This window comes from Paenibacillus marchantiae, from assembly GCF_028771845.1.
GTDB classification, from domain to species: domain Bacteria; phylum Bacillota; class Bacilli; order Paenibacillales; family Paenibacillaceae; genus Paenibacillus; species Paenibacillus marchantiae.
This window is the reverse complement of record NZ_CP118270.1, coordinates 3,924,593-3,939,662: the sequence shown is the minus strand read 5'-3', so window position 1 is coordinate 3,939,662 and position 15,070 is coordinate 3,924,593. Positions and strand designations below refer to the sequence as shown.

15 protein-coding genes are annotated in these 15,070 nt (G+C 48.0%); 6 read left to right on the top strand and 9 right to left on the bottom strand.

The genetic code is table 11. From position 1 onward, the window contains the following. Position 1 precedes the first annotated feature (1 nt). The 3 genes from PTQ21_RS18160 to mnhG are packed head-to-tail and all read left to right on the top strand — an operon-like array spanning position 2 to position 1,138. Positions 2-478 carry a Na+/H+ antiporter subunit E gene (locus tag PTQ21_RS18160; protein WP_274566580.1) on the top strand — a complete coding sequence of 159 codons (477 nt, stop codon included), beginning with the start codon at positions 2-4 and terminating at the stop codon, positions 476-478. After that, on the top strand, positions 478-762 hold the full coding sequence (locus tag PTQ21_RS18155) for a Na(+)/H(+) antiporter subunit F1 (protein ID WP_053782045.1): 285 nt from the start codon (positions 478-480) through the stop codon (positions 760-762). Before PTQ21_RS18160 ends, PTQ21_RS18155 begins: the two co-directional genes overlap by 1 nt. After that, entirely contained in the window at positions 746-1,138 is a 393-nt protein-coding gene (gene mnhG / locus PTQ21_RS18150; protein WP_062324636.1) for a monovalent cation/H(+) antiporter subunit G, read from the top strand. The genes PTQ21_RS18155 and mnhG overlap by 17 nt, the downstream gene beginning before the upstream one ends. Before the next feature lie 138 nt (positions 1,139-1,276). Here mnhG and PTQ21_RS18145 read toward each other — a convergent pair whose 3' ends face one another. The 6 genes from PTQ21_RS18145 to PTQ21_RS18120 all read right to left on the bottom strand — a co-directional run bounded on the left by PTQ21_RS18145 (position 1,277) and on the right by PTQ21_RS18120 (position 9,157). Further along, positions 1,277-2,449: a rhamnogalacturonan acetylesterase gene (locus tag PTQ21_RS18145; protein WP_274566579.1), complete on the bottom strand. Its 1,173-nt coding sequence runs from the start codon at positions 2,447-2,449 to the stop codon at positions 1,277-1,279. A 40-nt stretch (positions 2,450-2,489) separates the two neighbouring features. After that, on the bottom strand, positions 2,490-3,509 hold the full coding sequence (locus PTQ21_RS18140; RefSeq protein ID WP_274566578.1) for an alpha/beta hydrolase family protein: 1,020 nt from the start codon (positions 3,507-3,509) through the stop codon (positions 2,490-2,492). A 210-nt stretch (positions 3,510-3,719) separates the two neighbouring features. Continuing rightward, complete coding sequence (locus tag PTQ21_RS18135; protein ID WP_274566577.1) at positions 3,720-5,981, bottom strand: MMPL family transporter; 2,262 nt, start codon at positions 5,979-5,981, stop codon at positions 3,720-3,722. Positions 5,982-6,022: 41 nt separating this feature from the next. Then, the gene (locus tag PTQ21_RS18130; protein ID WP_090805783.1) at positions 6,023-7,177 is read right to left on the bottom strand and encodes a type III polyketide synthase; all 1,155 of its coding nucleotides are present in this window, start codon (positions 7,175-7,177) and stop codon (positions 6,023-6,025) included. A 212-nt stretch (positions 7,178-7,389) separates the two neighbouring features. Next, complete coding sequence (locus PTQ21_RS18125; RefSeq protein WP_274570523.1) at positions 7,390-8,010, bottom strand: flavin reductase family protein; 621 nt, start codon at positions 8,008-8,010, stop codon at positions 7,390-7,392. Between the two features lie 151 nt (positions 8,011-8,161). Further along, complete coding sequence (locus tag PTQ21_RS18120) at positions 8,162-9,157, bottom strand: iron-hydroxamate ABC transporter substrate-binding protein (protein ID WP_244552061.1); 996 nt, start codon at positions 9,155-9,157, stop codon at positions 8,162-8,164. Between the two features lie 259 nt (positions 9,158-9,416). On the opposite strand from PTQ21_RS18120, the gene PTQ21_RS18115 reads away from it, so the two are divergent. Continuing rightward, positions 9,417-10,010 carry a hypothetical protein gene (locus tag PTQ21_RS18115; RefSeq protein WP_063563402.1) on the top strand — a complete coding sequence of 198 codons (594 nt, stop codon included), beginning with the start codon at positions 9,417-9,419 and terminating at the stop codon, positions 10,008-10,010. 131 nt (positions 10,011-10,141) lie between these two features. Here the strand turns inward: PTQ21_RS18115 and PTQ21_RS18110 are convergent, their stop codons facing one another. Together PTQ21_RS18110 and PTQ21_RS18105 are read right to left on the bottom strand one after the other, a co-directional pair. Beyond that, on the bottom strand, positions 10,142-11,377 hold the full coding sequence (locus PTQ21_RS18110) for a multidrug effflux MFS transporter (RefSeq protein WP_269055804.1): 1,236 nt from the start codon (positions 11,375-11,377) through the stop codon (positions 10,142-10,144). A gap of 41 nt (positions 11,378-11,418) precedes the next feature. After that, positions 11,419-12,165, bottom strand: coding sequence for a GTP pyrophosphokinase (locus PTQ21_RS18105; RefSeq protein WP_063563616.1), 747 nt, complete (start codon positions 12,163-12,165; stop codon positions 11,419-11,421). 243 nt (positions 12,166-12,408) lie between these two features. On the opposite strand from PTQ21_RS18105, the gene PTQ21_RS18100 reads away from it, so the two are divergent. Together PTQ21_RS18100 and PTQ21_RS18095 are read left to right on the top strand one after the other, a co-directional pair. Next, the gene (locus tag PTQ21_RS18100; protein WP_095205959.1) at positions 12,409-13,278 is read left to right on the top strand and encodes an alpha/beta hydrolase family protein; all 870 of its coding nucleotides are present in this window, start codon (positions 12,409-12,411) and stop codon (positions 13,276-13,278) included. A 133-nt stretch (positions 13,279-13,411) separates the two neighbouring features. After that, positions 13,412-14,137 carry a YoaK family protein gene (locus PTQ21_RS18095; protein ID WP_274566575.1) on the top strand — a complete coding sequence of 242 codons (726 nt, stop codon included), beginning with the start codon at positions 13,412-13,414 and terminating at the stop codon, positions 14,135-14,137. A gap of 29 nt (positions 14,138-14,166) precedes the next feature. Here PTQ21_RS18095 and PTQ21_RS18090 read toward each other — a convergent pair whose 3' ends face one another. Then, entirely contained in the window at positions 14,167-15,063 is an 897-nt protein-coding gene (locus tag PTQ21_RS18090; RefSeq protein WP_274566574.1) for a LysR family transcriptional regulator, read from the bottom strand. Positions 15,064-15,070 lie beyond the last annotated feature (7 nt).

Here is a 15,070-nt window from a genome sequence, read left to right as displayed (position 1 = left end):
TATGGCCTTTCAGATTGTACTAAATCTGATCATTGCCTTTGTATGGATGTTTCTGAATAATGAGTGGAATGGGGTTGGCTTTCTCACGGGTTATCTGCTGGGTCTGCTATTGATTGGGAGCATGCGGCGATTCTTTCCACAACGCTTCTATATCGTTCGTGTCTGGGCAATCATCAAGCTGATTGCTTTGCTGTTCAAGGAACTGGTACGGGCCAGTATTGAAGTTATTCGCCAGATTGTAAAGCCGAAGCTTGATATTCGGCCCGGCATATTTACCTATCAGACACAGCTGTCCTCCGACTGGGAAGTTACACTCCTGTGCCTGCTCATCTCACTGACGCCAGGTTCTCTTCCACTTGAAATTTCGGGGAATCAACGCAAATTATTTATTCATGCATTGGATATCAAAGACGAAAAGAAAATGAGTGATGATATCAAAAATACGTTTGAAAAAGCCATTATGGAGGTGACACGATAATGTTATCCTCACTGTTATTCATTTCCTTGCTTATTCTCTCCCTAGCGATCCTGGGTTGTCTGTACCGGGTACTGCGAGGACCCTCGATGGCCGACCGGATTACGGCACTGGATACGATCGGTATTAACGTCATTGCCATCGTTGCAGTTCTATCCATGATGCTTCATACCCAAGCTTATCTGGATATTATTCTGCTGATTGGCATTCTCGCTTTTCTAAGCACAGTTGCATTTGCACGATACATTGAACGGGGGGCGGTATTCAAAAATGAAGGAGATCGTTGATGGAACCGCCGGAATTGTCATTGGGCTCATTGTCTTGCTGGGAGCATTACTGAGCGCATTTAGTGCATTCGGACTGATCCGACTGCCAGATGTCTATTTACGGGCACATGCCGCCACCAAAAGTACTACACTCGGTGTACTTTGTGTACTGAGCGGAACGTTTCTCTTCTTCTGGTATTTCGATAACTATATCAGTGCTCGGGTATTGCTTGGCATTGTGTTTGTATTTATCACAGCACCGGTAGCCGGACATCTGAACGGACGGGCTGCCTATCGCACAGACGTACCTCTATGGGAACAGAGTGTACAGGATGAACTTGAGCCACTTTTGAAAGGTAAAAAGGTCAACCACGAGGCCAAGGATATGATGGAATAGTCACTTGGTTAACAAGCAATTACCCCCGGGACATGCCTCACATTACGTGGCCGTCCCGGGGGTATTTTTGGCTATACGATTCAGCTTAGTCCAATCTATGTTCGTGGAGTAGCGGGACGAAGCTATATTTTAACCGGATCAAAATCCATTCAGTCCCTGTCTTCTCAGATCAGCAGCAACGATTCGTGCAAGCTGAGCAGCACCATCACGATTCGGATGCAGCGTGTCTCCTGTCATATACAAGGCCAGTGTTGCAGCCGGTCCAATGGAAGTGAAATAAGCCGAACTGAGTTTGTTCAGTTCTACAAGCGTCACGCCCTCTTCCTGAGCCAGTGCACGTGTAGATACATTGTACCAGCGATTCTCCGCAGTATGCACATTGGCTGAATTGAAATCAGTTGCCCGACCCTGAGGTGTCGATAGAATGACGGTGGCTCCTTTATTTTTGACCTGACGGACCATGTCACGCATGATCTCCTTGAACTCTGCTTCGGTTGTATTGTTCTTGGCATTGGTATCGTTAATCCCTAATTGCAAAATAAAGTAGTCTCCTGGCTTAATATACTTCAAAATTGCTTCCATCTGTCCATCATCGCGGAAACCTCTTGCAAATTGACCACTAGAGGCCATATTGCGAACTTGAAATGTACTGGTATTCACGTAGGAAGGAAAAAGCTGCCCCCAGCCACCCTGTACACTGCTGCTGAGTGGATAGTAATTGCAGACCGTCGAATCGCCACCAATATAGATCGTACGGTTCGTCACCGTCTGATTCGATATTTTCCGGATTTCAAGTGCGCTGAGTGTAAATGCCGTGCCTTCCTTCCCTTCTGTTACCAGTAGATTTAACTGTCCATCCGTCACCGGAATTTGAAATTGATCGGTCGCCCCATTCCCCGTCATATTAATGATCTGGTATACACCTTCTGCCGCCACACTCGATCTTGCAGTATTACCCAGGACCACTTTGACCTCATAGAGACCATTGGACAGATCCACATTAAACGTATTCGTACTCTTCGTGCCAAAGGTGACAAACTGAACGGCATCACTTGCAACGCCCGTTCCAGATGCAGATACATTACGCATATTAGCAGGTGTATTGAATCCATAACCTTTTGCTGAATTGTAGGCCTCCGTTGCTGATACACCAGTGTAACCATTCTCAACTGCACCAGCACCAAAATCAAATTTGTACTCATTCGCCGCAGCTTGGGCGATCTGTCCGCCATTAGCTGCCAGAGCACCTCCAATCAGACTAGTAAACAGGGTAAGACAGAGCAAATACCGCACGGATTTTGACCATTTCATAACTAAACTCTCCTCTCAAGGGTTCATTTGTATGATTGCCTTACAGAACGTTATCAAGCCAGTCATAGGCTTTCGCTCCGCTGATCTCATGGCCTCCTGTAAAAAAGTCTGCATCGAGCCATTTCTGTGCTCCCGCCTGTTCATAGATCTCTGTCAAACGTGCATAGGCTTCTTTTGCTGTTGGCAGCGGAAATACCTGATCTTCACTTCCAGCTTCAATAAATAGCGGCCTGGGTGCGATCAGACCTATGATATCCGGCAGCTCTGCTTCCCGCAGAATTCCTGGAATATAATTGTCGAGGCAATGATTTCTGTCCAATATGCTGCCCTGGAAAGTACTAGCGTAACCGCTCACCACAGCCGCACGGCACCGTTCATCCAACGCAGCAGTGAATGCTGTCACGAGTCCACCACCCGAGATGCCCATGCTGCCGATCCGCACTGGATCAGCTTCAGGGCGGGTGGTTACGTAATCCATCACACGCATCGTTTCATAGATTCGGTGCCCGGCCAGGGTCTGCCCAGTCATGAGCAGATGGGCGGCAATTTTGGTACAAGAGCTAGCGCCGGGTGGTGCATCCCGATCCTCCTCCAGCCTTCGGTCACCAAATCCAAGCAATTCAGGAGCGGCAACCACATATCCACGCTGTACAAGGGCGACGGCGAAGTCTTTATGCAAGCCAGGCACTCCTCTACGCGGTGAACCGTCGGGTTCCAAGCCGGAGATCTCCCGGCTACCATACCCGTGTCCATGGCAGGCTATAATGGCTGGGCGTGATTCTTTGGTAACGCTTACTAAATTCGGTATCAGCATATAGATAGGCATGCGCAATCCTGCGTAGGTCGTAATCTCAACCCGCTCACGAATGTAGCCATCACATGAGGTGCGTTCGAGCAATACGGGATTCAGCTCCGACACCACGGATGGGAAGCCGCCCAGCCGATCTATAATCCGTGCTCGCAACTGGCTGCGCCATTGCTCAAGAGATTGACCCGTCTGGTACGCAGAGCGTCCACGCGGGCGTGTTTGTTTTTGCAGATAAGATTCAATATCCGACATTACCGTTCATCCCTCCTGTGGATTCAAATGATAGACGTATGTAAGAAAATATATGTTGGACTTGTCCAGTCTATTATAAATCACGGTACAGTCGGTGAATTGAACATTATTGCCTGTTTTGGGCTGAATTCACACTATTTTGATGAAAAAAAGGATATCCTCGCATACCTGATCTTCAGGCTCCGAGAACATCCTTCTTAATCCGGCCTTTTATTCCCTGTGCCCTGGTAGCCACCAGTTCCATCTGCCCATCAGTTTCATAAGTGCAGGTACCAGCACCAGGCGGATAATGGTTACATCAATGAACACCGCCGCTGTAATTCCGATTCCCAGCTGTTTGACACCCGCCACGTCAGCAAACGCAAAAGGCACAGTCACTGCCAGTAGAATCGCCGCCGCCGATGTAATCAGACGTCCGGTTGAAGCCAGTCCTTGCTGTACGGCCAGATCACTATCCCCTGTTCGTCTGTATACCTCCTGGATGCGGGTCAGCATAAATACGCCATAGTCCATCGAAATACCAAAGACAAGCCCAGCAATGAACACGGGAATCATAATGGCAATGGCAGATGGCTCCATGCCAAAATGGCCCTGATTAAAGACCAGTACGAGCACGCCGAATGAAGCAGCCAAGCTGAGCAGATTCATCAGAATGGCTTTGATTGGAATGAGCAGTGACCGGAATGCTGCGAGTAATACGAGATAATTCGATACCACAACAAACACCAGCACTTTGGGCAGTTGACCTGAAACTTCTTGCATGATTTCATGTTGCATGACTGCTTCTCCCCCATAACGCAGAGGTATGAAGGGAATGGAGTTAGCGCTGTCCTTGGCCCTCATCTGTTCGAGCCAGGATGCAGCCTCATCGGAACCCGGTGCTCCGTGAATGGTAGCCACAATACGAATAGAGTAGTCGGACACATATGAACGCAGCCATGCAGGCGGCTGAGATGTGGTTTCTTTCAGTGCCTCACGCAAAGATGATGATAAAATGTTCATTTGAGATTGAATATAAGATTGAGATTGGCCTGAGAGCTTGTCCGGCAGCATGATCCCCCACGCGGACTCAACAGCCACCACATTCGAATCCTGCTGAAGCTCTTGCATTTTACTCAACGCCATTCGCCAATGAAATGTGGTCAACGGCTCTCCCGTTCCACCAATTACAATCTCTACAGCAGATACATTCTTTTGTCCAAAAATACTCTGGATCTGCTCAGTCGCTTGACGAGACTCCATTCTGCCAGGCAAGGAAGAAGCATCCGGAATGGCGATCTCTAACCGGGCAACCGGTAGAACAAAGAGAAGCAGCGCACCCGTTCCAAGCAAGGCCATCCGAACCGGCCGTTTCATAATGATGCCTGACCAGAATGACCAGATCGAACGTGAAGGCAATGATTGTTGATGCTGGCCCTGCTTTGAAGAGATGGAATGCCCGGAATGTTGTCTAAAGATTCGCACAGAATAAAGGGATAGAATGGCTGGCAGCAGTGTTATATTCAGCAGGACCGATATGACGAGCACGACAATGGCTCCCAGGGATACACTCAGAAACATCGGCAGTCTAATCCAGAGCAGACCGAGCAGCCCTAACAGCACACAAGCAGCAGAAAAGAATACGGCTCTGCCTGCTGTTCGCAGCATTCTCTGGAGAACTTCCTCGGCCCTCGAACCTGTTTCTTCGCTATTCTGACCTCGCTGGAGTTCCTCACGGTATCTGCTGAGAATTATCAGAGCAAAGTCTATGCTGAGCGCCATTCCCACCATCGGAATAACATTGATCACAAAGTTGGAGAGCGCCAGATGGTAACCCATTAGGGATGTAACTCCCATTGCCGTTATGACGCCGGACACTCCCATAATGACTGCAATTAGCGCTGCATAAAGACCTCTGAATGCAAAACACAAAATGACGAAGGCAAGCGGCAATCCCACAATCTCTGCCCGTTCCAAATCGCGAAAACTGAGCCGATTTACATCCTGCTGTACAACGGATTTCCCTGTTATTTGGATCGTTCCCGTACCGTCTGTTGTAAGCACGGAACGCAGCTGTTCAAGCGGCGGACCCATCTTGTGAAGCGGTACATTAAACGCCAGCAAAGCATAGGCCACATCCCCCCGCAGCATCCGCCTTCCACGTGATTCAAGCGGAGAGATTATGGACGTTACACTTGACAGTGTACTCACCTGTTGCAGACGATCTTTAATCCAGCCCCGGAATTCGACGGGGGTAGTGCCTGTCTTTTTTTCAAATAGAAGAATAACCGGATCAGCAGGAACATGGAACTCTTTCTCCAGAATAAGCTCTACAGCATGAGCATCTCCCTGGTTCAAGTTCAATCCATGATCCTGAACAATGCCAGGCAATTTCCATGCCCAGATGGCTGACATCCCGATGACAAACACCCAGCAGAGAATGATGAACCGCGGATATCGGCTAATGAGGACAGCAAGGCTGCGATAACCCATACCCAAGCTCCTCTGCTATCAGATTGGTAATTCCGATTCTTTTAAATTGCGCCTTGATTCACTGTTTCTCTTTCTTCAACGGATGCAGGAACATAAGTAAAAGGAAGCAATTCGGCTGTTAAACCCGGTCCAAATGCAAGTGCTATTCCGCTGGAAGCTTCTTCATTTTTACGATAATCATCCCGGATGGCTTGTAAAACAAACAAAATCGTCACAGAGGATAGATTTCCATAATCCCGTAAAATGTTTCGGCTGTAAGCGACCTGTTCATCTGACAGCTGGTACAGCTTCTGCACCGCATCCACAATACCTCTGCCTCCGGGGTGGATCGCCCAGATTTCTGGTAGATCGCTGCCGTTCAGTAATCGTTCAACCTCTGGACCAAGATGTAAACCCAGCAGCTTCGGAATCTGTGGCGAGAGATACAGATCGAAGCCGGTATTGCCCACTTCCCAGATCATCTCTTCCGAACAGTCTGGCAGCAACACGGAATGCCCGCTACCCAATCTGAACAGTTCTTTGCGTCCTGTTCCGGACAGGCCCACAACACAGGCAGATGCGCCATCACCGAAGAAGGACGCTGCGAACAGGTCATCCCGCTTAGCGGAAGGCTGAAAATGAAGGGTGCACAGCTCCACACATACGATAAGAACTGTAGCGTCTTTCTCACTCGTCACAATTGAATTTGCCAACTGTACAGCTTTCAGACCAGCGGCGCATCCCTGGAACACAAGCGGAATCCGGTTAATACGCGGCGATAGTTCAAGCTGCTGAATCAGCCGAACATCGAGACCGGGCAGGAATTGCCCTGTGCAACTGACGGTAATGAGATGTGTAATCTCTGAAGTCGAAACGATGGCATCCTCGAGTGCCTGACGCGCTGCCTGGATTCCAAGCGGAACGGCTGCTTCCTTATATTTGGCCATACGTTCGGCTGTGGTCGGAACGTTCTCCGCCTGGGTAAAGGGCAGATAACGGCAAGACTCTACTGGCTCCAGCAGGTTCGGCTCACATGAATAACGCGTCTCGACACCGCACTGGTTGAATATTCGCTTGGCCCATCGTCTGGAATCCGGTTCATGCTCCAGCGCTTGTGCGAGCCGAGCAGACACATCCTTTTGCTCAATGCGGTGAATAGGCAATGCCGTTCCAATTCCTATGATACTTGCGGCTACGGTTCCATCAAGTTGGTTCATCGGCTCCAACCTCCTTATATATAAATGGGTTCTTGTCACATGTGCAGGATATAGTACAAGTCTATTCAGGGCTTGCCCCCTTTATGTTCACGAAACAAGCAAAGGCGGACAACATATGCGAATTCCGCACATGTTGTCCGCCTTATTAAACGACGATTATTATTATCTTATCCGGACCCATTCTTCAATAGATCGTTCAGCCTGCTCCGCTGCTACTCCGGCCTTACCACCGTAAATCTATCGCCAAGTTTCGCATAGTCATTTCCAGCCAGTCTGCTAATCGGTTTCAGCTGATCCATCAATATATATTTGGTGGCAGGATCATACACGTTCTCACTGAAATGGTATTGTACAATGCGAACCAGAAGCAAATCACTCACAGGTTTTCCCTCATCGTTCGATATCATTATATGCTGATACAACTTACACTCCATCCGAATGAGTGCTTCCTGTATTGCTGGTACGGAGACCACCGTACTTGGTACAGTCGTTAGATTTGTCCGTTCCAGCTCACTTTCGTGGGGCTCCAGCATGGCAGCAGTCTCGTTCATGTCAAGAGCAATCGATTCATCACAGATATGTACTACCAGTTCTTGCAAGGAAAGCACATTGCGAGCCGTATCTTTCATAACGCCATCCTTGCGACCGATGGATATGGATAATATCGGCGGGTCAGAGCTGACTATATTAAAAAAACTAAAGGGCGCTGCATTAATGACGCTGCCATCATGAGAAAGTGTTGTCACAAATGCGATTGGGCGCGGTACTACCGAACCACTCATCAGTTTATAGTTATCTCTCCCCGACAATTCTCGCGGATCCAAAGTATGCATCATTAACTATCCCCTTCCGTAATTGTAAAACGATACTCACGAGCTTCACTTCATTAGTTATTATATATCGTAAAATGTTGAAATCACAAAAAACTCCCTGGTGCTCATCGCACCAAGGAGTATACACATTCGGATTCGTATTTGATATCTATTATTTTACAATACTGTTCTGAATGTCTTCCATAATTTGAAGGTTCGCTTGGACTCCACTATACAACCAGCTGCTCGAACGGGTAAATTCGAATAAGTTACCATTTTTCACTGCTGGGATGCTTTGCCATACCGGATCTTTCAGTGCTTCTGAACCAGTACCTTCATCACTATTCACAAAGAACAAATAGTCTACATCCATTTCTGCCAATTTTTCCAGCGAGATGGAAGACCAGTTACCTGTCGCATTAGCAGAGATTTCTTTCACAACTTCAGGCTCAGCAAGACCCAGTTCCTTGTACATCACTTCACCACTGGATACATTGTCACTTACGATGAAGAATTTGCCGCTAACCAACCAAATGGCCGCTGCCGATTTCGTTCCACCTGTAACGGTATTGATTTTTTCCTTGATTTCTGTGGCTTTCACTTCGTAATCATCCAGCGCTTTTTGTGCTTCATCGCCTTTATTCAGAATTTCGCCGATTTTCAGCAGCGCTTTGCGCCAGTCGCTGTTGACCTCGTCGCCAAGTACATAAGTAGGCGCGATCTTGCTGTATTGTGCGTATTTCTCGCCTTCAACCACACTTTCGGAACCGATGATAATCAGATCCGGGTTGAAGCTTGTTACCGCTTCGAAAGGAAGATCGAAGGCAATCGTTGGAATGCCGTCCAGATCTTTTTGCAGATACTCCTGGATTCCGTTGGCTACGGACCATTGGGCAACTGGCTTAACGCCAAGTGTAACCAGATTATCTTCCAGATACGAAGCGATGATACGCTCCGGATTTGCAGGGATTTTCACTTCGTGACCCATTGCATCTGTCAATGTACGTTCTGTCGGAGCTTCTGTCTGTGTCTCTGTCTCCGTTGCTGTATTGTTCTCTCCTGCTGCTGTACCGTTGTCTGCTGGCTTCGATCCGCAAGCTGCCAGCCAGATGGACATGACCATTACAGTGATCAGAAGCATGACCATTTTTTTATTTTTCTTAAACAAGTGACTATCCCCTTTCAATATGAACACCTCAATGGAATGAGTTGTTATGACAGACTTAGACGTTTATACATTATTCATGCATATAATACTGGTATGTACTTTTGTCCAATTCCATTGACAATGATAATTGTTATCAACGAAGTTGTCAATGCAGCTTTTGCCTTTTAAGATCGAAAGCCCTTCATTCGAACAATTCACATTTAGGCTGATGCCGCCATAAGCTAATTCAAGAATACGATGACAGGAAGGATGTTCGTACATGGATTACGTTTATAACACCTATTCAGGATATGATGAGGATCGTTCGTTTCAATTGCCCCCACTATTCCCAGGAGGCGCTCCAGGAGGTCAGCCTGTGCCAGGTTTTCCGGGATCACCAGGTTCCTATCCCCCATTCATTCCCGGTGGAGGTAGTGGCGGTCAACCTCCTTACTTTCCTGGAGGCGTACCCGGTACGGCACCGGGTGTGCCCGCTCAGCTATCACAAGGCAATCTGCCTACCCTTCTAAGCGCTTATCCACGCCCGGTAGGTCAGCCCCCGGCTGAGATGGTTTTTCTGTATAACCTGATCAAAAGCAGCCCTGGTCTTCTACCGCTATTTATCCAGCAACAACCACAGAATCTGACCCAGGCTGTGCAATTTGCTCAATCAGGAGTAGCAACACCTCGTGATCCTGAGCAACGTGTACTGCAAAATTTCTGTTATAACCGCTGGTCTCTCGTATTCACATACAATGACGTTTACTTAATGTGGCCATCCACCAATCTGTTCGGTTTTGTCATTGGTTACTTCTATCCGTTCCTGACTCCAGGTATCCTGCTCAATACACAGATTTTGTTTGCTCTCTGCTAGATCACGTTCACACATAGAACAAGCGCCCCAGTTGGAGGACAGAACCTTCCAATTGGAGCGCTTTTTTATGGCTACATTATTTCGTATTATCAGCAAGCATTTATCTAATCACAGCAACAATGCAATACATTTCACGCCAGGCGTTTTTCACCCTGACGTTTACCGTTCTTGCCTACCATAACAACGTAAATCAGCAATGCACCAAGATCCGCACAAGCGATTACAATGCCCATTGGCACAGCTGTGCCTTCTCCTCCAAGACCTACAAGCGGAGCGACAATACCACCAAATAGGAACGTCATAACCCCAATAAGTGCTGATGCACTGCCTGCTGATTTCTCTTGATTAGCCATCGCCAGTGAGAAGGAAGCCGTATTAACCAGCCCCACACTGGATACCACGAGAAATAACGGGATCAGGACCGAAATCAGATTACCTCCTGCTAGAATGGCGATGAGCAGCGATGTTCCTCCCAGAGCAGCAGTTATCAGTCCTGCGATCAACAGACGAGTTTCTGATACTTTACCTGCAAGTCTTCCGGCAATCTGACTTGCCAATATGATGCCCAGACCGTTAATGGCGAAGCAGATACTGAACATTTGCGGGGAAATGCCATATATTTTTTGAAGCACGAACGGCGAACCCGATATGTAGGCAAACATACCAGCAGATACAAACCCTTGGGTTAAAGCATATCCCATGAACAGGCGATCCCCTGCAATTTTGCGGAATGTAATCAGCGTCTGCTTCAGTCCTCCGCTAGATCGTCGCTCTGCAGGCAGTGTCTCTCCAAGACCAACCACGACAGCAACTAAAGTCAAAATCCCGATGATACTCAGCAAAATAAATACGCCACGCCACGACGTATACGCAAGCAATTGCCCGCCGATAATTGGTGCAGCAATGGGTGCGACCCCATTAATCAGCATTAAGAGTGAGAAGAAACGTGTTAGCTCCGGCCCGGAATACACATCCCTCACCACTGCACGCGAGATGACAATTCCCGCAGCTCCCGCTGCACCCTGAATGAAACGCAGCACAACAAAAGAGCCCATCGTTGGGCTGACCAGACAGAGTATGGAGGCGATCGTATAGAGAATAAGACCTGCAATAAGCGGCGCACGACGACCACGTACATCACTTAGAGGTCCAGCCAGCAGCTGCCCTGCGGCCAGTCCGACCATACATGCCGTTAGACTGAGCTGGGCATAAGAAGTGGATGACTGGAATTCATCGGCCAGTGTAGGCAGTGCTGGCAAATACATATCCAGGGACAGCGGCCCAAAGGCCGACAGTGTCCCCAGAATCAATGCCATACGTATACGGGATGTAGAATTGGTGCTTAATGAAGCTGGTGTACTTTTCATATGAATAACATATTCCTTTCCCTGCGGTAGTTCACGTTTCCTTATTGTTCCCCGTTTCCTAACAGCTTGAGCAGGTTGGAAGGTAGCGTGAACTGTTGATTGTTAATGATAATACGGCGTAGTTCTTCTTCATCCCGCTCATTCTCGGCGTCCTTGATCTCCTGAATCTCCCGGTGCAGTCTCTCCATTTGTTGATCCAGTGCGTTTGCAGAGTCCGCTGCACTTTTGAGTTCTTTCGTTAAACGCTCGGGAACATCCTTATTGTATTTATAAAAGATTTTATGCTCCAGGCTCGCCCAGAAATCCATCGCAATCGTACGAATCTGGATTTCCACACACGCCCGCTCCTGTCCATTAGACATGTAAACAGGTACTTCAACCAGAAGATGAAGGCTCTGGTAACCGTTTGGCTTCGGATTCTGGATATAATCTTTCACTTCCAGCACACGCAGGTCACTTTGATTGCACAGCATATCCTTGATCCGGTAGATATCGGAGATAAAGGAGCAGGTAATTCGCACACCCGCGATATCCTTAATATTTTCCTTGATGCTTTCAAAGGTTAACTCGTGATTTTTGCGGAACATCTTGTTCATAATGCTCTCAGGTGACTTTAATCTGGATTTCGTATGTTCGATCGGGCTGTAATCATGCAGGGACTGAAATTCTTCCTTCAGCACCTCGATTTTGGTCTCCATTTGATCCAAAGCAAATTTATAAATCATCATAAATCTCGTAATTTCATATTTAAATTTCTTGAATTGATCAATCGGATGTGGAGCGTTCATCATGGTTTTCTTCCTTTCTTCGTGCACACTAAAGTTAGTTTTATAAATACGAGGACAGAGGTCAATTCACATGTCTCCTGAACCATTATAAATCATATGGAGCCAATAAACGAATTTCTCACACCGAACGGCTGTTGCTGGAGGAAAGGTATGGGAACCTCGTTTAGGCGCATCCTAAAGAAGAATCATGGTCAATTGGCACGCCATTTCCGATGAAAGAGGTCGATCCCCCTGCTCTATCATGTGACGTATTCGTCCGATGCGCTTCGGGTAAAAGGCTATTTATGCCTGCCTGACGGCTGCTTCTTACCCGCCTTCTCGCCGTTAGAAAACACCGATAGTAGCTCTGCCTTCCAAGGCTTCACCGTATCGCAAGAATCCATGCAGATGCAACAGCTCGCAAGCCGCTACCCTCCTGTAGAACAACACACCATGGACGGTATTGATGCACGTTGGCCGGTTCTGATCTATTGCCGCGGTGGGTTGGGCAACTATGGTGGGGTAAATACCGCTTGGCTGGAGCAATTTGTCCATAAAGGTTATATCGTGTTCGCTCCATCATATCGTGGTAACGAAGGTGGCGAAGGACGTGACGAGTATGGCGGACGAGATGTCGAAGATGTACACGCCGCTTACCGACTTGTGCAAGAGTGGCCCTTTGCCGATACGAAGCGAATTTCAATGATGGGATTTTCGCGTGGAGCCATTAATGCCGTACATACAGCAACAACCTACAATGAAGGACCTCAGCAGGTACATAAACTGGTGCTTTGGAGCGGTGTCGCCGATGTGGAACGTACCTATCATGAACGAACCGACTTGAGACGTACTTTGAAAAGGGTGCTTGGCGGTTCGCCACGTTCAGTTCCGGAAGCTTATCTCGCCCGTTCTCCCTTGTCGAAGGCACACAAACTCCATTGTCCTGTGCTGATCATGCATGGCACGTCTGATACGCAGGTGAATTACAGTCATGGAACCCGGATGTATCATTGGCTGAAACGTAGAGGTGCCAACGTTACATTTCATGCTTATGGGGGACAGGATCATCGTTTTCAGGAGAGGATGCATGAGGCGGCAGTGAACAATATGTTTGACTGGCTTGCAGCACCTTAGCTGCAGAGTAGGCATGATTTAAACAAGTTTGCTGCTATGGGAAATTGGGCTTGAATCATAAACTTCATTTTGAAGGATCATGCGTTGTGGATGTATACTGGAGGGGTTACGTTTTTGGAAAGGACGGATGATTATGAATCAAAATACCCTCCAAAAGTACGCAATGCTGCTGTTATGCATGTCTGCCGGAATGGTTGATGTGATCGGATACCTGGGACTAGGGCATGTGCTTACAGCCAATATGACGGGTAATATTGTGCTACTGGGGATCGCGATTGCCCGTGCTCAGGAATTGGTTGTGCTGCGTGCACTCCTTGCCCTCATTGGTTTTATTGCCGGTAATGCCATTGCGGCATACATGATCGGACATGTGCAGACGAAAAATGGCTGGTCTTCCCGGGTCACATCTGTGTTCACTGTAGAAAGTATATTGCTTCTGCTCTTTGCCATCGCTATGATCAGTCCTTATTCGGAACAAGTATCCTATTTGCTGATTGCTATGCTGGCCACCGCCATGGGGATGCAAACGACTGCGGCACGCCGCATTGGGATTGCCGGTATCTCAACGACCGTGCTTACCAATAATCTGGCCGCCGTGGTTGAGGATGCGGTAAGCATCCTTCAGCGACTGCGACACGCCAATATCCGCTCGCTGGTCAAAGCGCTATCAGCAGATGCATACCTTCGCGCAGGTGCCGTTGTGATCTATTTGGGCGGCGTTATTCTAGCTGCGATGTTGTTCCACCACGTACCCATGATGGCAGTCTGGATACCTGTTCTGATCGTTGGAGGAGTCACCCTGTACGCACGGTTATACTCCAGAGGAACGACCAAAGCAACGTCGACGGATGACATTTAACGTTAGCTCTCATGCCATTATTGAACGATTCATTTCATTAATGATGCTTCCTGTCTGATGAGTTCAACCAGATGCTGTGCAGCAGGAGATAACACTTCCCCTGCTCGTGTACAGACGGCTACGGTGTTTTTCAACTGTACACCTCGAACGAATACACGTGCCAACCTGCCCTGTTGTACATCTTCCTTTACGACCAGAGAAGAAATAAAGTTGGCTCCATAACCTGCCTTCACCGCACTAATCGTTTCGTTCAACCCATTGAACTGAAGCGCAATGCGGGGAGCGGCCAGGTTATTTGTTGTGCAAAGAGAGACCAGACGCTCCCGTGTAGCGCTGCCTTCTTCACGCATAATGAAAGGCTCTGCCACCATCTCCCGAAGCTCAATTTCCTTTTCCGCATAGGGATGATCGGGATGTACCACAAACCACATTTCATCTTCAAACAATTCGTCCCAATGAACACCTGAATGTGTAATGCCACTTCCACCATAAACCGCAATCTCGGCCTCATAACGCAGCAGTTGGTCAAAAGCCATCCGAGTATTGGTTGTGCTCACAACCAGCTCCACATCCTCGTGCATTTGCTTGAAACGGGCAATCCAGCCCGGAAGCAGAAAATTCGAGGGCAAATAGGTTGCGGTAAGACGAATCATCCCTTTCTTGCCTGCACGAAAATCCTGCACAAAGTTCTCGACATCCTGCTCCAGCATGAACAGACGTTCCGCGTAGCCTGTTAATTGCATTCCAGCATCGGTAAGAACCAGTCTTCTCCCCTCCGAAGCAAATAGTTGAATGCCCAATTCCCGCTCAAACTTCTTCACCTGAGAGGATACCGCTGGCTGGCTAATGTTGAGTTCTTCCGCCGCACGCGTGACTCCTCCATATCTCACGATGGCATGAAACAATCGTAATCCGTGCAAATTCAACCGCAAC